At 69.1% G+C, this 20,435-nt stretch carries 21 protein-coding genes and 1 pseudogene; 16 read left to right on the plus strand and 6 right to left on the minus strand.

Translation table 11 applies throughout. The features are described 5' to 3' along the window. The first annotated feature begins 82 nt into the window (after positions 1-82). A complete protein-coding gene (locus tag HUW46_RS37155) occupies positions 83-2,335 on the plus strand; it encodes a glycosyl hydrolase family 18 protein (RefSeq protein WP_215543383.1) in 2,253 nt (750 codons plus the stop codon). A 48-nt stretch (positions 2,336-2,383) separates the two neighbouring features. On the opposite strand, the gene HUW46_RS37160 is transcribed toward HUW46_RS37155, so the two are convergent. Beyond that, positions 2,384-3,280: a Vgb family protein gene (locus tag HUW46_RS37160; protein ID WP_215543384.1), complete on the minus strand. Its 897-nt coding sequence runs from the start codon at positions 3,278-3,280 to the stop codon at positions 2,384-2,386. Between the two features lie 518 nt (positions 3,281-3,798). Between HUW46_RS37160 and HUW46_RS37165 the strand changes: the two genes are divergently transcribed. Together HUW46_RS37165 and HUW46_RS37170 are read left to right on the plus strand one after the other, a co-directional pair. Continuing rightward, the gene (locus tag HUW46_RS37165) at positions 3,799-5,055 is read left to right on the plus strand and encodes an HNH endonuclease signature motif containing protein (protein WP_215543385.1); all 1,257 of its coding nucleotides are present in this window, start codon (positions 3,799-3,801) and stop codon (positions 5,053-5,055) included. A gap of 450 nt (positions 5,056-5,505) precedes the next feature. Next, a complete protein-coding gene (locus tag HUW46_RS37170) occupies positions 5,506-6,213 on the plus strand; it encodes a G1 family glutamic endopeptidase (protein ID WP_215543386.1) in 708 nt (235 codons plus the stop codon). 7 nt (positions 6,214-6,220) lie between these two features. Here the strand turns inward: HUW46_RS37170 and HUW46_RS37175 are convergent. After that, positions 6,221-6,901, minus strand: a pseudogene (locus HUW46_RS37175) (SDR family NAD(P)-dependent oxidoreductase). 105 nt (positions 6,902-7,006) lie between these two features. Between HUW46_RS37175 and HUW46_RS37180 the strand changes: the two are divergent. The 6 genes from HUW46_RS37180 to HUW46_RS37205 all read left to right on the plus strand — a co-directional run bounded on the left by HUW46_RS37180 (position 7,007) and on the right by HUW46_RS37205 (position 12,123). Then, entirely contained in the window at positions 7,007-7,249 is a 243-nt protein-coding gene (locus HUW46_RS37180; protein ID WP_215543387.1) for a phosphopantetheine-binding protein, read from the plus strand. Further along, positions 7,246-8,097, plus strand: a complete 852-nt coding sequence (locus tag HUW46_RS37185) for a siderophore-interacting protein (RefSeq protein WP_215543388.1) — start codon at positions 7,246-7,248, stop codon at positions 8,095-8,097. Before HUW46_RS37180 ends, HUW46_RS37185 begins: the two co-directional genes overlap by 4 nt. A 243-nt stretch (positions 8,098-8,340) precedes the next feature. Next, entirely contained in the window at positions 8,341-9,333 is a 993-nt protein-coding gene (locus HUW46_RS37190) for an ABC transporter substrate-binding protein (RefSeq protein ID WP_215543389.1), read from the plus strand. Further along, a complete protein-coding gene (locus HUW46_RS37195) occupies positions 9,330-10,334 on the plus strand; it encodes a FecCD family ABC transporter permease (RefSeq protein ID WP_215543390.1) in 1,005 nt (334 codons plus the stop codon). The genes HUW46_RS37190 and HUW46_RS37195 overlap by 4 nt, the downstream gene beginning before the upstream one ends. After that, positions 10,331-11,350, plus strand: coding sequence for a FecCD family ABC transporter permease (locus tag HUW46_RS37200; RefSeq protein WP_215543391.1), 1,020 nt, complete (start codon positions 10,331-10,333; stop codon positions 11,348-11,350). Before HUW46_RS37195 ends, HUW46_RS37200 begins: the two co-directional genes overlap by 4 nt. Next, positions 11,347-12,123, plus strand: coding sequence for an ABC transporter ATP-binding protein (locus tag HUW46_RS37205; protein ID WP_215543392.1), 777 nt, complete (start codon positions 11,347-11,349; stop codon positions 12,121-12,123). The genes HUW46_RS37200 and HUW46_RS37205 overlap by 4 nt, the downstream gene beginning before the upstream one ends. 236 nt (positions 12,124-12,359) lie before the next feature. On the opposite strand, the gene HUW46_RS37210 is transcribed toward HUW46_RS37205, so the two are convergent. Then, positions 12,360-12,896, minus strand: coding sequence for an ATP-binding protein (locus HUW46_RS37210; RefSeq protein WP_215543393.1), 537 nt, complete (start codon positions 12,894-12,896; stop codon positions 12,360-12,362). A gap of 262 nt (positions 12,897-13,158) precedes the next feature. Between HUW46_RS37210 and HUW46_RS37215 the strand changes: the two genes are divergently transcribed. From HUW46_RS37215 to HUW46_RS37225, 3 genes are all read left to right on the plus strand, one after another. Further along, entirely contained in the window at positions 13,159-13,776 is a 618-nt protein-coding gene (locus tag HUW46_RS37215; RefSeq protein WP_215543394.1) for a type VII secretion system-associated protein, read from the plus strand. Between the two features lie 159 nt (positions 13,777-13,935). Next, positions 13,936-14,826 carry a glutamate ABC transporter substrate-binding protein gene (locus HUW46_RS37220; RefSeq protein ID WP_254125269.1) on the plus strand — a complete coding sequence of 297 codons (891 nt, stop codon included), beginning with the start codon at positions 13,936-13,938 and terminating at the stop codon, positions 14,824-14,826. Positions 14,827-14,915: 89 nt separating this feature from the next. Continuing rightward, positions 14,916-15,545 carry a class I SAM-dependent methyltransferase gene (locus tag HUW46_RS37225; RefSeq protein WP_215543396.1) on the plus strand — a complete coding sequence of 210 codons (630 nt, stop codon included), beginning with the start codon at positions 14,916-14,918 and terminating at the stop codon, positions 15,543-15,545. Positions 15,546-15,590: 45 nt separating this feature from the next. Here the strand turns inward: HUW46_RS37225 and HUW46_RS37230 are convergent, their stop codons facing one another. Beyond that, entirely contained in the window at positions 15,591-15,998 is a 408-nt protein-coding gene (locus HUW46_RS37230) for a YbjN domain-containing protein (RefSeq protein ID WP_215543397.1), read from the minus strand. Between the two features lie 41 nt (positions 15,999-16,039). Then, positions 16,040-16,462, minus strand: coding sequence for a PPOX class F420-dependent oxidoreductase (locus tag HUW46_RS37235; RefSeq protein ID WP_215543398.1), 423 nt, complete (start codon positions 16,460-16,462; stop codon positions 16,040-16,042). A gap of 95 nt (positions 16,463-16,557) precedes the next feature. Here HUW46_RS37235 and HUW46_RS37240 point away from each other — a divergent pair, with 95 nt between their 5' ends. Then, entirely contained in the window at positions 16,558-17,310 is a 753-nt protein-coding gene (locus tag HUW46_RS37240; protein WP_215543399.1) for a S1 family peptidase, read from the plus strand. Positions 17,311-17,455: 145 nt separating this feature from the next. Beyond that, positions 17,456-17,995 carry a DinB family protein gene (locus HUW46_RS37245; RefSeq protein WP_215543400.1) on the plus strand — a complete coding sequence of 180 codons (540 nt, stop codon included), beginning with the start codon at positions 17,456-17,458 and terminating at the stop codon, positions 17,993-17,995. A gap of 16 nt (positions 17,996-18,011) precedes the next feature. Here HUW46_RS37245 and HUW46_RS37250 read toward each other — a convergent pair whose 3' ends face one another. Continuing rightward, a complete protein-coding gene (locus HUW46_RS37250; protein WP_215543401.1) occupies positions 18,012-18,410 on the minus strand; it encodes a hypothetical protein in 399 nt (132 codons plus the stop codon). A 139-nt stretch (positions 18,411-18,549) separates the two neighbouring features. On the opposite strand from HUW46_RS37250, the gene HUW46_RS37255 reads away from it, so the two are divergent. Both HUW46_RS37255 and HUW46_RS37260 read left to right on the plus strand, forming a co-directional pair. Further along, positions 18,550-19,203: a TetR/AcrR family transcriptional regulator gene (locus HUW46_RS37255; RefSeq protein WP_215543402.1), complete on the plus strand. Its 654-nt coding sequence runs from the start codon at positions 18,550-18,552 to the stop codon at positions 19,201-19,203. Further along, entirely contained in the window at positions 19,200-20,426 is a 1,227-nt protein-coding gene (locus HUW46_RS37260) for a cytochrome P450 (RefSeq protein ID WP_215543403.1), read from the plus strand. The genes HUW46_RS37255 and HUW46_RS37260 overlap by 4 nt, the downstream gene beginning before the upstream one ends. The last annotated feature ends 9 nt before the right edge of the window (positions 20,427-20,435 follow it).

A 20,435-nucleotide genomic window follows, 5' to 3' on the forward strand; every position in this document is an offset into this window, starting at 1 on the left:
TCCCGAGGGCTACCGTTTTCCTGTTGTGGTCTAGACCACAACGCCGTCCTTCTCCTTTCCTTGTCGCGCTTCGGGAGCATTCATGAGATCCGCCCCGCATCGACTACTCAGAGCCATTGCCGTGGCACTGCTCGCGGTCTCCGGGACCGTCGCGGTGTCCGGCCAGGCGCAAGCGGCGGGCAGCCTCACCGCCGCCTTCTCGCTGTCCGGCACCACCGGCCAGTACACGGTGACCAACACCGGCGGCGCCGCGGTCAGCAACTGGGCCATCAGCTTCGAACTGCCCGCGGGAGTGACCGCCAGCTCTGGCGAGAACGCCACGGTCAGCCAGAACGGCACCCAGGTCACGCTCACCCCGGCGTACTACATCGCCACGCTGCAGCCGGGCCGGTCGACCTATCCGTACAACCCGACGTTCCGGCTCAGCTCGGCCGCGAACCCGGTGCGCTGCCGCGTCGACGACGCGAACTGCGACGGTTCCGCCGATACCCCGCCCTCCGCGCCGGGGAACCCGAGGGCCACCGTGCGCACCACCACGACCATCTCGCTGGCCTGGGACGCCGCGACACCCGGCGCGCTGCCGGTCGTCGGCTACGACGTGTACCGGGACGGCAAGCTCGCCACCTCGGTCACCGGCACCACGGCCAGTCTCACCGGCCTGACCCCGAACACCGAGTACACGTTCACCGTCGCCGCCAAGGACCGCAAGGGAACGTCCTCGCCGCTCAGTGCGCCGGTGGCGGTGCGCACCAACAATCCGGGCGACGACACGCAGGCACCGACCGCGCCGAGCGGCCTCCGGTCGACCGCCGTGGACTCGGGGAGCGCTTCGCTCACATGGACGGCCTCGACCGACAACACCGGTGTGGTCGCCTACGACGTCTACCGCGACGGCACGCTCGCGACGACGGTGACCGGAACGTCGGCGAAGGTCACCGGGCTCGCACCGTCCACTCGCTACAGTTTCACCGTCCGCGCCCGCGACGGCTACGACAACGCGTCGCCCGCGAGCGCCGCGTTGTCGGTGACCACGACCGACGTCGTGAGCGGCTACGCGAAGGTCGGCTACTTCGTGCAGTGGGGCATCTACGGCCGCCAGTACTTCGTGCGCAACCTGGAAACCACCGGCGCGGCATCGAAGCTGACCCATCTCAACTACGCCTTCGGCAACATCGACCCGGTCAACCTGACCTGCCTCGGCGGCGTCACCAAGGGGACCACGGCCGATCCGCAGGATCCGTCGCAAGGGGACGGTGCGGGCGACGCCGAGGCGGACTACAGCAGGCCCATGTCGGCGGCGCAGTCCGTGGACGGCGTCGGCGACACCGGCTGGGAAAACCTGCGCGGCAACTACAACCAGCTCAAGAAGCTCAAGGCGAAGCACCCCGACCTGAAGGTGCTGATCTCGCTCGGCGGCTGGACGTATTCGAAGTACTTCTCCGACGTGTCCGCGACGGACGCCTCGCGCAAGAAGTTCGTCAGCTCCTGTGTGGACATGTACCTCAAGGGGAACCTGCCGGTGTACAACGGCGCCGGCGGACCGGGCACCGCGGCCGGTATCTTCGACGGGTTCGACCTCGACTGGGAGTGGCCGGGCGCCGAAGGGCACGCGGGCAACCACGTGAACCCGGCGGACAAGGCGAACTTCGCGGCGCTGATGACCGAGTTCCGCCGCCAGGTCGACGAACTGGGCGCGCAGAACGGGAAGCGGTACCAGCTGACCGCGTTCACCCCGGCGGACCCGGCGAAGATCGCGGTGGGCTGGGACCTGCCGAAGGCGGCGCAGTCGCTGGACATCTTCAACGTCCAGGGTTACGACTTCCACGGCTCCGGCAGTGACAACTCGTGGGAGCCGAACCGGACCGGGCACCAGGGCAACCTCTACCCGGATCCCGACGACCCGTACCCGTTCCACTTCAGCGTGGAGGACACGGTCAACGCCTACACCTCGGCCGGGATCAACCCTCGCAAGCTCACGCTGGGGCTGGCGTTCTACGGTCGCGGCTGGCAGGGCGTCACCGACGGCGGGCGCAAGGGCGAGTGGCAGGCGGCGAAGGGTGCCGCGCCGGGGCAGTTCGCCGAAGAGGCGGGCACGCGCGGGTACAGCAACCTGATCGCGAGCGTGCCGAACTGCACCGTGCAGCACGACGAAAAGGCCGTCGCCACGTTCTGCTACACCGGCGAGGGCGGCCAATGGTGGACGTTCGACGACGTGTGGTCCATCAACAAGAAGACCGCGTGGTTGAAGGAACACGGCATGCTGGGCGCGATGATCTGGGAGATGACCGGCGACACCGGCACTCTCATGTCCGCAGTGGACGGTGGTCTGCGCTGACCACCGCGTGACGAGGGCCCGGCGGGACGTCCCGCCGGGCCCTTCCGCTCAGCGCGCGGTCACGCGGGCGAGCGCCCCGATCTCGAGCGCCACCCACACCGCGCCGTCGGGCCCGAGGGTGAGGCCGTGCGGTTCCGAGTTCGGGGTCGCCAGGTCGAAGGTCTCGATCCCGCCGTCCGGCCCGACGCGCCCCACGCGGTTGCCACCCCATTCGGTGAACCAGCAGCCGCCGTTTTCGCCCGCGATGATCGCGTGCGGCCGCGATGCCCTGTCCGGCAACGGGAACTCGGTGATCTCACCGTCCACAGTGATGCGTCCGATCTGCCCCGCCGCGATCTCGACGAACCACAGCGCGCCATCGGTTCCGGCGGTGATGCCGACCGGTGCCGCGCTTTCGGTCGGCAGCGACCAGGTGGTGATGGCGCCTTCAGTGGTGATCCGGCCGATCGCGTTGGCCTGGTTGAGCGTGAACCACAGCGCGCCGTCCGGCCCCGCCGTGATGATCGAGGGAAAGCTTCCCTGCGACGGCAACGGGAATTCGGTGATCTCACCGTCCACAGTGATGCGGCCGATCCGATCGGCGTGGATCTCGGTGAACCACAGCGCGCCGTCTGGCCCGGCGGCGAGCCCGTACGGTCCCGCTTCGGGCGTGGGCACGTCGAAGGTCGTGATCTCGCCGTCGGTGGTGATGCGGCCGATCCGATGCCCCTGGTACTCGGTGAACCAGAGCGCCCCGTCCGGCCCGGCGACGATGACCGTCGGCTGACCGGTCGCGGGATCGAGCTGGTACTCGCCGGTGTGCTCTTCACCGGGGATCAGCCGCCCGATCCGGCCTTGCTGGACCTGCGTGAACCACAACGCCCCGTCGGGTCCCGCCGTGATCCCGTACGGCGCCGAACCCGCCCCGCCGATGGGGTGCTCCACAATGGACGTGCCTTCTGCCACGAAACCGCTCCTCACTGGTGATCTCCGGACCAGGTTACGGGGTGGCGTGCCGCTCGTGCCTTTCGCCTGGCGTGGTTGTGGTCATTTCGCCGTGTCGGGCCGCGGGCTAGGGATGGCTTTGGACGTAGCGGGGCGGCTTCCGTTGTCCGGGTTACGGTCGAATGGTGGTGTCGCGAGATCGCAGGAGCAGGGTTTGTTGGGACGGGCTGGCTTCGGCGGTGCTGGTTCCTGTTTCAGGTAGTTCATCTCCCGCGGGTCGCGTTAGCTCATGGCTTCGGCGCTCTTCCGGTGTGGTCGGTTCGCCGTGTCGGGTTGCGGTCTACGGATGGCTTTGGATGGGAAGGAGCGGAGCGGCTTCCGTTGGCCGGGCGGTGGTTGAGCGGTGGTTTCACGAGATCGCGGGGGGGGGGGATTCTGTTGGTGCAGAACGTGATTACTGTCTGTCCATTGCGGACTTGGTGGCTTGTTCACTCGAACGTATCAGTCGAACCTGTGTGCGATCGCGGTAGAATTGAGACGTGTCCGAGACTTCTCCTTCTCTTGTGCCGCAGCAGGATGAGCTGTGGCGGCTTGACGCGCGCAAGGTTGCCGCGTTGCTACGGGAAGAGTTCGTGACATGCTGGCAGCAGGAAGCCCGTATCCACCGCATGATCGCGCACCTGGACAACGGTGGCGCCCGCGAACTGGGGTACACGAGTGTCACCGGGCTGGTGGCCGAAATCGCACGCAGCTCCGGGCCCGGGGTGAAGAAGCTGGTGAAACGAGCACTGGCGACCAACCCCAGTCAGAGTGTCGGCGGTGCGGAGATTCCCGCCGCGGCGCCTCTTGTCGGAGATGCCGTGCGAGAAGGCGAGATTTCCCCGGAGCACGTGGACGGGATCGTGCGGGTGTTGGAGAAAATCCCCGCCACTGTCTCGGCTGAGGATCGGGAGTTCGCGGAACGATCCTTGGTCGAGTTGGCTCGTACGGCGGGCACGAGAGAGATCGGCAAGCTGGGCAAGGAAATCCTCGGCCACCTTGATCCCGATGGCCCCGAGCCCCGCGACACTCCCGATCCCACCCGGGCCCTGCACGTCCATCAGCGCAAGGACGGGTCAGCCAAGTTCGACGGCTACCTCGACCCCGTCTCCGCCGCGAAAACCCTCGCGTTGCTGGATCCTCTCGCGACACCGCGCGCCGACGAGTCCGATGGCACCGTGGTGCGCAGTCGCGGGGAGCGGTACGGGGACGCGTTCATGGAGATCGTCGCCCTCGCCGCGAGTCATCCCGAGTCGCCGAATCGCAGTGGTGGCCGTGCGGATCTGATCGTGACCATTCCTCTGGCGGACTTGAAAGCGGAGCTGGGCAAGGCGTGTCTGGACATGGTCACCGATATCACCGCCAGCGAGGCCCGCATCCTGGCGTGTGACTGCAGAATCATCCCGATGATGCTCGACGGCAAAGGCCAGCCCCTGGAAGTCGGGCGGGCGAAGCGTCTGGTCACCGAAGCGATCCGATACATGCTTGCCATGCGCGACAAAGGATGCGCGTTTCCCGGTTGTTCCCGCGCGCCGCGCCACTGCGAGGCGCACCATGTCGTGGCGTGGGCACACGGCGGCCTCACCGAGGTGGGCAATCTCGTGCTGTTATGTTCCGCGCACCATCGACTGTTGCATCGTAGCGACTGGACACTCCGCATGGTCAACGGCCTCCCCGAATTCACCCCACCCGACTTCATCGACCCCTGGCGAAGATCCAGAACAAACCGCCACACCACCCAACCCCGCGCCGCGTAAGCAACTCGCCGCCCCTGGCGGCCCGATCCGACCCTGCTGGACCCGTCTGGACCGCATGTCCGACAGGGGTGATCCACAATGGACACCGCTGTGTCGGTAACTAACGAGATTGTCGAGGTTCGTGCCGAATTTGTTCGGTGAGGCGGATACGCGAGTTCTTTTATGCTTCGCCGGAAGAGGTTCTTGCGGTTCTCCGTGAAATGGGTCTTGCGGACAACCTCGTCGACTACGTGCAGGAACCGGAAGCGCGAGAATGGCGTTCCAGCCAACGGATGGGGGCTACGGCCGCCGCCTCACAGCAGTGAACCTGCCAAGGACGCAAGCCCCCGCCCGTATTAGTCATCTTTGTCCACTTCGCTGGCCGGTTGGGGACATTCCGACGTTCGGCCCTGGTCGGGTTCCTTTTCCGGTGCCACGCTCATCGGCGTCACCGAGGGAAAAGAGGGTGCGATGAGGAAGTTCACCGTGCTGTCCGCGGCCGCGGTGCTCGTGGCCGCGGGTGGGATCGCGTCACCGGCCGTCGCGCAGGGGCGGCACGGCGCGCCGCATCGGGCGCACCACCGGACGCACCAATCGTCGAACTGGGCGGGGTACGTGGCTGGCGGAACTCACAAAACCGTGGTCACCACGTGGGTGAATCCCGAGGTGGACTGCTCGACGCGGGGCATCGTGTCCTGGTGGGACGGGATCGACGGGCAGGATTCGAACACCGTCGAGCAGATCGGTGTCGACGCGAACTGCGAATCCGGCAGTCTGCGGTACGAGCCGTGGTACGAGCTGTACCCGCAGGATTCGGTGTACTTCGACGAGCCGACCGAGGCCGGGGACACGATGACCGCGACCACCACCTACGACGGCGACCACAGGTACACGATGACGCTGGCGGATTCGACCAAGGACTGGTCGAAGACGTTCCACGGTACCGCTTCCGGCGATCAGGACGTCGACGCCGAGGTGATCGTGGAGGCGATCGGCTCGGGTGACATCCCGCCGTGCCCGGACTTCGGCACCGTCTCGTTCAGCAAGACCACTGTGGACGATCGCGCGTTCGCGGAGTACGGGCCCGGCAAGACCGACCTGGTGCGCGACGACACCCAGTTGACCGCGACCGGCGACCTGAGCGGAGGCGACTTCTCCGTGCGGTGGCTGCATTCCTGAGCCGTGCTCACGCGCGCAGGGTCGCGCCGCCGTCCACGAACAAGTCCTGCATGGTGATGTGCCGTGCCTTCGCCCGTTTCCGTCCGTCCATAGCAGACGCTGCATCGGGGTGTCGGTCGAGCCGGGGGAGACCACATTGCACCGGATGCCGTGCTCGGCGAGCTCCAGTCCGAGGCAGCGGGTCAGCATGGTCGCGGCCGCCTTCGACGCGGCGTAGGCGGCCATGCCCATCCGCGGCAACGCCCGCGGCGTTCGAACCGACGGTGACCAGTGCGCCGCGCCGTCGGGGCAGCATGTGTCGGGAGAGTTCCCGCAGCACCGTGAAAACGCCGGTGGAGTTGACCGCGAAGGTGGCGGCCCAGTCCTCGTCGGAGGTCTCGCGGACCTGACCGGGCACCAGGATCCCGGCCACCGATACACCGATGTCGATCGGCCCGAGATCCCGTTCCGCCGCTTCGACGACGCGCGTGAACGAGGCGGGATCGCCGACGTCGGCGGTGAACGGCACGACTCGTCCGTCGGAGCCTTCCGCGATCTTCGCCAGCCCAGTCACGTCGACGTCCACCGCGGCGACCGTGGCGCCTTCGCGGACCAAGCCAGCCACGACGGCCGCGCCGATCCCGCGCGCGGCTCCGGTCACCAGCGCGATCGATCCCGCGATGCCCGTGTCCCCGTGTCCTGGCCCCATGTCGCGCACCTCTCTACCGTTAAAAATTTGGTTAGGTTAACCTAATTTGAGAGCCGGGTCCGCTGTGACCCGGCCCGCGGCCCCGATCCACGCTGGAGCACGACGATGAGCACACCCGCCCTGTCCGCCGACCGCGTCCGCGCCGATGTCACGGAGCTCCTCGGCTGCGAGCCCGCCGAGATCGCGCTCGACGAGAACCTGTTCGACCGCGGCCTCGACTCGGTCCGGACGATGTCCCTCGTCGAACGGTGGCGCGCCGGGGGCGCGGCCGGGCTGGAGTTCCCCGACCTGGCCGAGCGTCCCGAACTCGGGCACTGGACGACCGTGCTCGGCAAGGCGTCGGCGTGAGCCGGGTCGATCACCGCGACCGGCACCTCGAGCGGATCGCGGAGGTGCGCGCGGGCACGAGCGCGGAGAAGGTGCCCTACCCGATCCGGATCCGCGAGACCGAGGTCGTCGGCACGCGCATGATCGGCGACGGCCTGATCAGGGTGACCCTCGGCGGTCCGGGAACGGCGGGCTTCGAGGCGCATTCACCCGACGAGCACGTCAAACTGCTCTTCCCGGATCCCGACGGGACGCTGCGCCTGCCGGAGCCGAACGGGCGGATGCTCCGGTGGCCGCGCCCGGCACCGGTTTCCCGCGAGTACACGGTCCGCCGGTACGACGCGGCGACGGGCGAGCTCGACATCGACGTGGCCGTGCACGACGGCGGTCTCGCGTCGGACTGGGCGAAGGCCGTCGAACCGGGCGCGGTCGTGCACGTGGCGGGGCCTCCCGGCGGGCTGATCGTGCCGCACACCTACGACCGGTACCTCCTGGCAGGTGACATCACCGCGCTGCCCGCGATCGCCCGCTGGTTGGAGGAACTGCCCCGCGCGGCGTCCGGCTGGGCGTTCATCGAGGTCACGGGTCCCGCGCACGAGATCGCGCTGTCCGCGCCGGAGGACGTCGAGGTGCACTGGCTGCACAGCGGGGAACGAACACCCGGTACCGGGGACGTGTTGGAGCGCGCGGTCCGCGCGGTGCCCGTGCCGGCCGGCGAGCGCGTCTACGTCTGGCTCGCCGGGGAAGCGGGCGCGCTGAAACCGTTGCGCCGCTGGGTTCGCGACGAGCTGGGGCTCGGCAAGAACGACCACGACATCACCGGCTACTGGAAGCAAGGCGTAGCCGACTTCGACGAAGACCACGATTAGGCGGTGTTTGACAATGGCTGGTTTGCGTGGCGGTGCGGGTAGGGGAATCTCAGCGGCCTTCTCGCTCCGGGATCTCCAACTCATGAATGCCAATTCACCACGTTGAAGCTGTCCTCGCGAGAAGACCGCTGAGAACCCCCGGCGGTGCCGGTTGCTTGCCCACTCAAGCGGCTCCGCCGCTTACGAAACACCACGAGCACTGACCAACTGTCCTTTATAGACAAGTCCATTGAGGATTCACTGATGAGAACTGCAGGAGCGCGCCGGATGCTCGGCGCCGCGGCCGTCGCACTCGTACTCGCCGCCACCGGCTGCGCGTCGAACGGGTCTTCCACGGCCTCGGGCGAGACCAGGAAGTTCGCCGCGGACAACGGCGAGATCACCATCCCGGCCAAGCCGCAGCGGGTGATCGCGACCGGCTACGCGGTGCCCGCGCTGATCGAAGCGAAGGCGCCACTGGTCGGGATTTCGAGCTGGGCGCGCGGTCTGCCGATGATGGACGCCGAGGGCAAGGCCACCTACGACAGCCTCAAGAAGGTCGCGGGCGAGCAGGCCGCCGAGACCAACTACGAGGCGATCGCCAACGCCAAACCTGACCTCATCGTCATCGGGGTCCCGGCGCCGGTGCTGAAGGACGTGGACGTCGAGCGGCTGAAGGCGGTGGCGCCGGTCGTCGCGATCGGCCCGACCGTTCCCGCGGCCTGGCGCGAACTCTCCCGCGAGCAGGCCGACGCGGCGGGCGCGCTCGCGAACTTCGACGCCGCGAAGAAGAAGTACGAAGCAAGGGCGGCCGAACTGGCCACCAAGTACAAGGCCGTGCTGCCGCGGCTCAAGCTCGGTCACGTCGGCGCGTACGGCGAGGTCGCGAAGGGCAACTTCCAGCGCGAGTTCGACGGCTCGTGGGGCACCAACATCGCGCAGGACGTCGGCGCGCACTACTACGGCCAGGTCAAGAAGAAGGGCGGCGGTTCGAAGGACGTCAGCGAGTATCCGTCCATTGAGGAGCTTCCGGCCGCCTTCACCGAGGCGGACGCGATCACCTACTCCGTCAAGCCGGACGGATCGGTTCCTCCCGCGGTCAAGTACGTCCTCGACTCCGAGCTGTGGAAGAACCTGCCCGCGGTGAAGGCGGGCAAGGTGTACCCGTTCCGCTACACCGAAGCCGCGACGTACCAGGCGGCGCTGATGACGCTGGACGCCGTCGACAAGGCGTTCGCGCCCCTGCTGGCCCGATGACGGCGAGCCCGCCGCGTGCGCGGGTGAAGCGGACGACCGTGCTGATCGCCGCGCTGGCGCTGCTGCTCGTGGTGGCGGTGGTGAGCATCGGCGTCGGCGCCCACGCGGTTCCCCTCGGCGAGGTCGTGCGCGCGCTCATCGACGGCGCGGGCGGGTCGAGCGACCGGACGATCGTCCTGGACGTCCGCGCGCCGCGGGCACTGCTGGCCGTCGGCGTCGGTGCCGCGCTCGCGGTGGCGGGCGCGATGATCCAGACGCTGTCCCGCAACCCGCTCGCCGAACCCGGCCTGCTCGGGATCACCGCGGGCGCCGGGTTCGCGGTGACTCTCGGCGCGGCGCTCGGCGTTGCCGTGTCGCAGGCGGGTCAGCTCGTCGCGGCCGTCGTCGGCTCGGTCCTCGCCGCGCTCTTGGTCTATTCGGTCGGCCGCCAGTCGCCGCTGCGCCTGGTGCTGACCGGGATCGCGCTCAGCGCCGTGCTGACCGGGGTGACGCTCGGGATGCGCCTGATGTTCCCGGACGTGTTCGACCAGTACCGCTTCTGGTCCGTTGGCTCGCTCGCGGGCAGGGAGCAGGCACCGGTGCTGCTGCCGATGGTGGCGATCGGGGTCGCCCTCGTCGGCGCGCTGGTGTTGAGCCGCTGGCTGAACGCGATCGAACTGGGCGACGCCGTGGCGCACACGCTCGGCGCGAACGTCGCGCGCGTCCGGCTCGCCGCGCTCGTCCTGATCACCGTGCTGGCCGGGGCGGCGACGGCGGTGGCCGGCCCGATCCTGTTCGTCGGCCTGATCGTGCCGCACCTGGTGCGGCGCCTCGCCACGGGTTCGGTGCCGTGGCAGCTTGCCTACGCGATGGTGCTCGGTCCGGTGCTGCTGCTGGTCTCCGACATCGGGTCGAGGATCCTGCTGCCCACCGGCGAGGTGCCGGTCGCGATCGTGACCGCGTTCGTCGGCGGCCCGGTGCTGATCTGGGCCGTCCGCCGGTACGGGGCGGCGTCGTTGTGAGCGCCGTGGTGCTGCGCGGGCGCGGGCGGTCGATCCGCGTCGAACGCCGGACGCTCGTCCTCACCGGATCCTTGCTCGTCGTCATCCTCTGCCTCGGGCTGCTCGGCCTGTGCTTCGGTGCCTCGTGGGCGAATCCGGGCGAAGTCGTCCAAGCGCTGGCAGGGTTCGGCGATTCCGTCGTCGTGGTGAGGGAATGGCGCCTGCCGAGGGTGCTCGCCGGGATCATCTTCGGTGCCTCGCTCGGCGTGGCGGGCGCGATCTTCCAGAACATCACCAGGAACCCGATGGGCAGCCCGGACGTCATCGGGCTCGACGCGGGCGCCTACACCGGCGCGCTGGTCGCGCTCACCGTGTTCGGCGGGACGGCGGGTGAACTCGCGCTGAGTTCGGTGCTCGGCGGGCTCGTCGTCGCGGCCGTGATCTACTTGCTTTCGGTGCGCGGCGGTCTTTCCGGGCTCCGGCTCGTCGTCATCGGGATCGCGGTGAACGCGATGGTGAACGCGCTGAACTCGTGGATCGTGCTGCGGGCCGATCTCGAAGTCGCGATCGCGGCGGTCGGCTGGAGCGCGGGGTCGCTCAACGGGATCGGCTGGCCGAAGGTGGCGCTGCCGTTCGCGATCATCGCGGTGCTGCTGGTGGTGATGGCCACGCGGTCGCACGCCATGCACCAGGCCGCGCTCGGCGACGCGCTCGCGGTGACCAGCGGGGTCGGCGTCGGCAGGCTCCGGCTGGTGATGGTGCTCGTCGGCGTCGGCTGCACGGCGACGGTGACCGCGGTCGCCGGGCCGATCGTGTTCATCGCGCTGGCCGCACCGCAGATCGGGCGCAGGCTGGCGAAGGCACCAGGGGTTCCGCTGCTGCCCGCCGCGCTGACCGGCGCCGTGCTCCTGCAGGGCGCGGACCTGATCGCGCAGATGCTGCTGGCGCCGGTCTCGCTGCCGGTCGGCGTGGTCAGTGCCGCGATCGGCGGGGTCTATCTCATCTGGCTGCTGACCAAGGAGGTGCGGAGCGCGTGACCACGCGACTGAGCGCACGGGAACTGACGCTGCGCTACGGCGAGCGAGTCGTGTCGACGGGACTGAGCCTCGACGTCCCCGACGGCGCCTTCACCGCGATCGTCGGGCCCAACGCGTGCGGGAAGTCGACGCTGCTGCGCGCGTTCGTCCGGTTGCTGCGGCCCGCCGAGGGGGAGGTGCGCTTCGACGGCCGCGCGGTGGGCGCCTACCCGGCCAAGGAACTGGCGAGATCGGTCGGGTTCCTGCCGCAGGATCCGCTGGCGCCGGAGAACATCAAGGTCTCCCAGCTGGTCGCGCGCGGCAGGTTCCCGCACCAGTCACTGCTCGCGACCTGGTCCGAAGTGGACGAACGCGCGGTCGCCGACGCGATGGCCGCGGCCGGTGTCGACGATCTCGCCGCCCGTGACGTGCGGGAGCTGTCCGGGGGACAGCGCCAGCGGGTGTGGGTGGCGATGGTGCTCGCGCAGCAGACCTCCTACCTCCTGCTCGACGAACCCACGTCGTTCCTCGACATCACGCACCAGTACCAGCTGCTCGGCCTGCTCGCCGGGCTGCGCGACGAGGGGCGCACCGTCATCGCGGTCCTGCACGACATCAACCAGGCCAGCCGGTTCGCCGACCACCTGGTGGCGATGAAGGAAGGCCGCGTCGTCGCCGAAGGCACCGCGGCGGACATCGTGGACGCGGCGCTGATGAAGGAGGTCTTCGACCTGCCGAGCATGGTCGTGCCCGACCCGGTGACCGGTACCCCGATGGTCGTACCAACCCGCTGACCCATGCCGCGAAGTACGAGCAGGATCGCGCATACTGGCGCGATCGACTGACCCCGTTGCCCGAACTCGCGGGCGATGGTGACGCGGGTTCCGGTGCACCGGAGGACATCCTGACCGCACGGACGGTGCTCCCGCCGAACGGCTCACCGGGCACGCGCGGTTGTTCGCGGTGACCAGGGCTTTCGGGAGTGACGACGGCCGCCTCGACGAAGACTTCGGCACTTTCGCCGACTCTCTTATGTCCACAGTGGACGATTAACGGGGAGTCGCACCGAGTGGACGAGGTCGTCGAGGCGGAGCCTGCGCAACGCCGCGGAACCGGGCTCCGAGACCGCGTCCGGAACGGGGGTGCGGACCGCGCACACGCAGCGCACCGGGCTGCCCGCGACCCTGCGGACCAGTGCTTCGAGCACCGCGAGCGAGTCGGGGTCGACCCAGTGCGCGTCGTCGATCAGCACGGCGGCGTTGCCGTCGCCGCGCAGCAGCGAGCCCGCCGCGGCGGCGGCCGCACGCCGGGCCAGCACGGGGTTGTCCCTGGCGCCCGAGATCGGGCCGATCGAGGACCACGGCTCGGCAAGCCGGGCGGACGCCTGCCCGAACCCCGCGGGTACCGCGGTGCCGTCCGGGGTGAACCGCAGCGACGAGACGGTGGTGCCGCGCCGGGCGAGTTCGTCGCGGAGCCGGGCGAGCAGCGTGGTGCGGCCGGCACCGGCGGGCCCGGTGACGAGGACGAGTGGTGCTCCCTCGGAGCCGACGGTGTCGAGTAGGTCCACCCCACCGTGATCGCACAGAACTTCGCGCCGGGTTGCCCACTTCGGCTCGTGAGGAGACTTTCGGGCCGAAACGGTGTCCGAACACCCGGCGCGTCGCGGCGGTTCCGGGCGCACTGCCCGATCTTCCCGGCCGCGGTGCACTAACCGCTCTTGCCGTGCGTGCCGGAGTGATGGCGAAATGGTGGCGCGGACCGACGAACCAGCGGCACCTCGGGGGAGTTCCGGCATGGCGTGGCGCGAAGCGAAGGGGAGAAAAGACTCGATGGCCGAAACCCTTGGCCGGGTGGTGGACCGATTCCTGCTGCTGGATCCGGCGTGGCGGCCGGTGACAGAGGGCGCGACGCCACCGGCAAGGGCGGTGGTGGGATCGTGGCCGGTCGAGGACGGCGGCGGCATCGGGAAGTTCCGCGCGAACCCGGCGTACCGGCCCGGCGATCGGAACTCGCCGTCGGACCCGCTCGACGCGGCGCTGCGGCTGCTGCTGCGCGGGCGGGTGAGCAGCACGCAGATCCAGCTGATGATGCGCGACACCGTGGTCGACATCGCGCTGCACGGCGACGGGCAGCCGCTGGTGGTCAGCTCGCCCGACGGCAGGCAGGCCGTCGTGGTCGCCACCGGCGAGCCGCACCGCGCGCGGATCGGCGCGCCGGGATGGCGCCGCGGTGCCGCGCTGGAGGACCTGGCGGAGCTGCTCGCGGACGAGGTCGACGTGCTGTTCAACCGCGGCGGCCCCGCGTCGGTCCGGCTGACCGGTGACTTCGTGCGCGAGGCGATGCTGATCGGCACCGGTGAGGCCGCCGAACTGTATGCCGCGCAACGGGATTCGCGCGGCCTGCGCGTGATCCCGTGGCGTTCCGGGGATACCCTGCGCGCCTGGTGACCGGCTGAGGCGTGCCCGACGGCCGCGGAGATACTCATTGACAATGAGTGCTCGTTCCGATCTACTCCGTGTCCGTTAGGCCGCTGTATCACAAGCTGGGGAGCTCGGTTACCTATGTTCGGTTCGTCAATTCGGCGTCCATCCACGCGAATCGCTGTCGTGCTGGGCGCGGTCATCATGGTCGGCGCGGCGGCTACCGCCTGCTCCGACGGTGGCGCGGTTCCCGGTGTCCACAACACCTCGCAGAGCATCTTGGACAAGGCGCCGGTGGCCACCGACGCCGACCTGGAGCAGAGTCCCACCGCGCAGGCCATCAAGAAGCGAGGGGAGTTGCTGATCGGCGGTTCGCTGGACACGCCGCTGATGTCCCAGGCGAACCCGAACACCGGCGAGACGGAGGGCTTCGACGCCACCCTCGGCAAGCTGCTCGCGAAGTACATCATCGGACAGCCGAACAAGAAGATCGTCAATTCCATCCCGCAGATCCGCGAAACGCTGATCCAGAACGCCACGGTGGACGTGGTGCTCCAGAACTACAGCATCACCCTGCCCCGCGCGGAAAAGGTTTCCTTCGCCGGACCCTATTTCATCTCGAACCAGGCGATCGCCACGCTGACCGAGAAGCCGGACATCCGCGGCGCCGACGAGCTCAACGGCAAGACGGTGTTCGCGGCGACCAACAGCACTGGCGCGCAGAAGGTCAAGGAGCTCGCGCCGAAGGCCAACCTGGTCACGTTCGGTACCGACCAGGAGTGCGTGGCGGCACTGGAACAGGGCCGCGGCGACGCCTGGGTCAAGGACCTCACCGTGGTGGCCGGGCAGCTCAGGCTCGACAAGAAGATCAAGCTCAACACCGGCTCCTTCGGCAACGATCCCTACGGAATCGGGATCGGGCGCGGAGATGAGAGCTTCAAGCGGTTCATCAACGGCTGGCTCAAGAAGATCCAGGCCGCCGGGCTGTGGCAGCAGGCGTACAAGGAGACGCTCGGCACGGTCATCCACGGCGACGTGCCCGCTCCGCCCGAGCCCGGCTCGGTTCCCGGTTCCTGAGCGCGACCCTGGCCAGGCTTGACCTCGATAATGGTGGAGGTTCGAGACTGGGAGGGCATCCGCTGCCGAGGAGAAAGGGTGCCGCGCTCATGGCCTCGAGTCCGGCAAGGGAGAACTTCGACAACGGCTACCGCACGGGGACCGCGCCGTGGGTGATCGGCGAGCCCCAGCCCGCGGTGCTGGAACTGGAACGCGAGGGCCGGTTCCGCGGCAAGGTGCTCGACGTGGGCTGCGGGGCGGGCGAGCACACGCTGCACCTCGCCGGGCTGGGCTACGACGTGCTCGGCGTCGACTTCTCGCCGTTCGCGCTGGAACTGGCCAAAGCGAACGCGGCCGCTCGCGGAATCGAGGCGCGGTTCGAGGTCGCCGACGCGATGCGCCTCGGCGGCGAACCGCGGTACGACACCGTGCTGGACAGCGCGCTGTTCCACGTGTTCGCGCCCGAGGACCAGCTGGCCTACGCGCGTTCGCTGCACGCGGTCACGAAACCCGGAGGGGTGGTGCACGTGCTCGCGCTGGCCGACACCGAGCCGTCGTTCGGGCCGCAGGTCAGCGAAACCGCCATCCGCACGGCCTTCGCGGAGGGCTGGGAAGTGGCGGAACTGGGGCTGTCGCGGTACCGCGGCTGGGTCAACGAGCGGGCCGCGCCACTGGTCGGCGAGCCGGTGGGCACGGTGGTGGACAGCGCGGCGTGGCTCGCCAGGATCCGGCGGACCTGACCGCGGCGCGCGGCGGAGCCTCGCGGGGCTCCGCCGCGCGGTGCGTCAGTAGTCGTCGCGTCCGGTGAAGGTCTGCTCGAGGATTTCCGCGGCGCCCGCGACCAGTTCGAGCGGGTCGAGGAACTCGTTGATGTCGAGGTTCACCAAGGGCAGCGAATGCCGCACGACGACGTGCTCGCCCATCACCGCCGCACCGCCGACCACCATGGTGTTGCCGATCTCGCGCAGCACGCTCAACAGGTCGACCTGGTGGATGGTGGCGAACGGGGTGGCGATCTGCACCCAGTCCTCCTTGCGGTCGAGCACCTCCCTGGCGATGATCATCACCTGCGCGCGTCCCTCAGTGTCCTCGTCGGCCTCGAACATAAGCCTGATCCGGATTTCGTCCGGTTCGTCCCGCACCACCCGGTAGCTCTGCCGGATGTAGGCCACCAAATCGCCCCACGTCGCCACGCGGACTCCTTTCCCGTCAACGGAAAGCAAAGCCTAGCGAGTCAGGACGCCCACGGTCCGATGCCGCCGACCTTGTCGATCCGGATGCGGGTGAGGTACCCCGGCGGCGCGTCCGCGGGCGGGAAACCGGCGTCGGGGCTGGCGAGTGTCTTCGCCAGTTCCGCGAGGAGTTCGGGCGCGCCGCCCTCCACGATGCGGGCGGTGCCGGTGATCGACAGGTACGGCCGCATCACCGTGCCCGGTTCGGAGGAGACGATCGTCAGCGCGACCCTTCCGTCGCGGCGGACGTTCCGGACCTTCTTGTGCTCGCCCAGATGCGCCGTCACGATCTCGTCCCCGTCCGGTGTCGACCGCAGCGCGACCCACACGACGGTGGCCTGCGGGCTGCCGTCGGGGTTGAGCGTGACGAGAGTGGCATCGGCACCCGCGCCGATGAGCGCGCGTGCGGTGTCGTCGAGTTTCATGCGACGTACTACCGCGACGGCGGCGCTTTCATTCCCGCGCCGCGGCTACCAGCGGTGTCACGGGGATTTCATCACACCTGGCTACTTTTCCGGCCATGGAGCGAAAAAGAGCAGGTGCGGTCGTCGCGGCCGCGGTACTGACCTTGCTGGCAGGCGGGGCGACTTCGGCGGCCGCCGAAGTCCACACGGTGCGGATCGGCGGTGGTTCCGGCATCGTGTTCGGCCACAACAAGCCGATTCCCGCGCAGAACGCCGAATGGTGCACGCTGACCGCGATCGGCTACGACCGGACCGGGGAACTGGTCGGCTTGACCAACGCGCACTGCTTCTACGACACCGACGGGAAGCAGACCCTCGGCGACAAGGTCTACTACGACAAGACCCCGGCAGGCACCGCGGCCGCGCCGTTGAAGACGTCCGAGACCGATCTCGAGACCGGCGTGATCGGCACCGTCGAGTACGTCAGCAAGAGCAACCCGGTCGGCAGCCCCAGCGACCCCGGGCTCGACTACTCGGTGATCAAGTTCGACAAGACGAAGGTCGTCCCGACGCAGACCGTCGGCGAAACCACGATCACCGGGATCGGCTCGCCGCCGGTGCCCGGCACCCGGATGTGCAAGCAGGGCCAGACCAGCGGGCTCACCTGCGGGTTCGAGCTGAGCACCAGCGGCCCGTACTTCGGGCACACGATCCTGGAGTTCCCCGGTGACTCCGGTTCGCCGGTGGTGCTCAACGGCAAGCTCATCGGAAACCAGTGGGCGGCGGGGCTCAGCACGTCGATGGTGGCGATCAAGGCGGATCTCGACAGCCGCGGGGGAATCGGCGCGGGCTTCACCGTCGCTTCCTGATATCTGGCCGGGGAAGTGACCACGCGGCTAGGGGTCGTGGTCACTTCCCCGGCCATGCCGGAAAGAATCTTGATTGAGGTCAGAAAGTGGCCGCTATCCTTCCTAAGCTGGTCTCAGACCGGAAAGAACAAGGAAGGCGGACACCATGACCACCGACGCGGCCACCACCGAGAACGTCGTCGACGAGCGCGCGGACCTGCTGGAAGCGCTCGCCATGCAGCGGTACTTCCTGCGCCTCACCACGCGTGACCTCACCGACGAGCAGGCCGGGCTGCGCACCACGAAGAGCGCGCTGTGCCTCGGCGGCTTGATCAAGCACGTCGCGTCGGTCGAGCGCCTCTGGGTGAACTTCATCGTCGAGGGGACGTCGGCAATGCCGGACTTCTCCGCGATGACCGAGGAGGACTTCGCGGCGCGCGAGGACGAGTTCCGGATGCTGCCGGGCGAAACGCTCGAAGGCTTGCTGGCGAGCTACGCGGAGGTGGCCGCCCGCACCGAGGAAATCATCTCGGCGCTGCCGCACCTGAACGGCTCCCATCCGTTGCCGAAGGCGCCCTGGTTCGAGCCGGACACCCAGTGGAGCGCGCGGCGGGTGCTGGCGAGCGTCATCGCCGAGACCGCGCAGCACGCCGGGCACGCCGACATCATCCGCGAGTCCCTCGACGGTGCGAAGTCGATGGGCTGACCGGCTCGGCGGTACCTCAGCGGCTGAGCCGGTCGCGCAGTGTCCTTTGTGGATCGGTCAGCCGCCGCATCGCCCCGCGCAGCCCGCTGCCGTGCCTTCGCGGCCGGGCGCCGCGCGCGGTCGTGACCCGGGTGCCTGGCATGGTTGCCACGGCTCCCGAGCCCGACAGCGCCGTCCGTTTCGAGTCTACTTGGGACAGTCCCATGACCACCGCCCGCACGAGGTGGCCCGCCGTCTCGTGCGAGGTGCCCGCGTGCCGCGCCACCTCGCCGACGATGACGGTTTCGCCGGTGCCGCCGTGGCGCGCGAGCGCGTGCAGCACCGCGTCGATGGCGTCCTTCGCGTGCTCGATGCGATCCGCCTCGCCCGGCCGTGGTCGTTCGACCGTGCCGACGTACTCCCCGTTCCCGATCATGCTGCCCTCAATTCGCCCCAAACCGACGCACCCCCGCATGTATCAGTTACCCCGTCCGGTCGTGGTCTACACCTGATCGGGCGGAAAATTTCACCGGGATCGTTGGCATAGTGGTCACTATGTGAGTAGCGTTGGCTATGTGACCTCTGACGCACCGAAGCGGCTCTCCCGTGGCGAAGCCAAAGCCCGCACGCGGGAGCTGCTGCTCGAAGCGGCAGCGAGCACGTTCGCGCGGAAGGGGTTCCACGGCGCGTCGGTGGAGGCGATCGCGGAAGCGGCGGGGTTCTCGATCGGCGCGCTGTACGCCAACTTCTCCGGCAAGGAGCAGCTGTTCCTGGAACTGCTGTCGAGCAGGGCGAGCAGGCACGTGCTGGCCGCCGAAGAGATCCTGCACGGCGACGCCACGGTGGGCGATCCGGGGGACGCGCTCGGCCGGTTCCTGGTCGACCTCGCCGACAAGGACACCGATTTTTCGCTCCTGCAGGCGGAGTTCTGGCTCTACGCGGCCAGGAACCCCGCCGTGCTGGACACCTTCGCCGAGCGGATGCGGGAGCCCCGCGACCTGCTGGCCCGCCTCGTGGAGGAGGGCAGGCACGAGCGGGAAGCGCCGCCGGGCGCGGCGTCGCCACCGTCATCGGCGGTGGCCACCGTGGTGCTGGCGCTGTTCCAGGGGCTGGTCCGCCAGCGGCGCATCGACCAAGACAGCGTGCCACCCGAGTTGTTCGGCCAGGCGCTGCGCTGGCTGTTCGCCGGGCTCGACGAAGAAACCCACCAGCGGAGGGAACGGTCATGACCGAAACCGCGGCTCCCGGCCTGCAGGCACTGTTCGATCCCGCGCACCGGGCCGACCCGTATCCGGCGTACCGGCACTGGCGAGAGGACGCGCCCGTCGCCAACCCGATGCCGGGGCTGGTCGTCGTCACCCGGCACGCCGACTGCGCCGCGGTGCTGCGCGATTCCCGGTTCGGCCACGCGGAGCCGGACGAGCCGAACCCGCTGCGGCCCACCCCGCCGACGGATCCCGAAACCGCGCTGGTGGACGAAAACGGCAACCCGGTGCGGTCGTTCCTCGGCCTGAACCCGCCCGATCACACCCGGCTGCGCAAGCTCGTGTCCCGTGCCTTCACCCGGCCGATGGTGGCCAGGCTGGCGCCGAGGATCGAGCAGCTCACGGCCGAGCTGCTCGACGGTTTCGGCACGGGCACGGTGGATCTGATCGACTCGCTCGCCTACCCGCTCCCGGTCGCGGTGATCAGCGAGCTGCTGGACATCCCGCACGCCGACCGCGACCAGTTCGTCGCCTGGTCGCATTCGCTGGCACGCGGGCTCGACCCGGATTTCGCGCTGCCGCCGGGAACGCGGGAGAAACTGGTCCGCACCCGCGGCGAGTTCGCCGAGTACATCCGGGGGCTCGCCGCGGTCCGGCGCGCCGATCCGGGGGAGGACCTGCTGTCCGCGCTCGTCGAGGTGCACGACAGCGGGGACGGGCTCACCGAGAACGAACTGCTTGCCACCTGCATCCTGCTGCTGATCGCTGGCCACGAGACCACGGTCAACCTGATCGGGAACGGCACGCTCGCACTGCTGCGCGCGCCCGATCAGCTGGCCGCGCTCCGCGCCGAACCCGAGCTGGTCGACCAGGCCGTGGAAGAACTGCTGCGCTACGACTCGCCGGTCCAGCTCACCATGCGCGCGGCGTTGGAGGACGCGGAGATCGGCGGTTTCGCGATGCCGCGCGGATCCGTGGCGATCCTCGTCATCGGCTCCGCCAACCGGGACCCGGAGGCGTTCACCGATCCCGATCGGCTCGACGTGCGGCGCGAGCCGACGAGGCACCTCGCTTTCGGGCAGGGCATCCACTTCTGCCTCGGCGCGCCGCTGGCCAGGCTCGAAGCGCGCATCGCGTTCCAGGCACTGCTCGCGCGCTTCCCCGATCTCCGGCTCGCCGCGGAACCTTCGTGGAAGGACAACCTCATCCTGCGCGGGCTCGCCACCCTGCCCGTGCACACCGGCTGACTGTCTATA

This window comes from Amycolatopsis sp. CA-230715, assembly GCF_018736145.1.
GTDB lineage: Bacteria > Actinomycetota > Actinomycetes > Mycobacteriales > Pseudonocardiaceae > Amycolatopsis.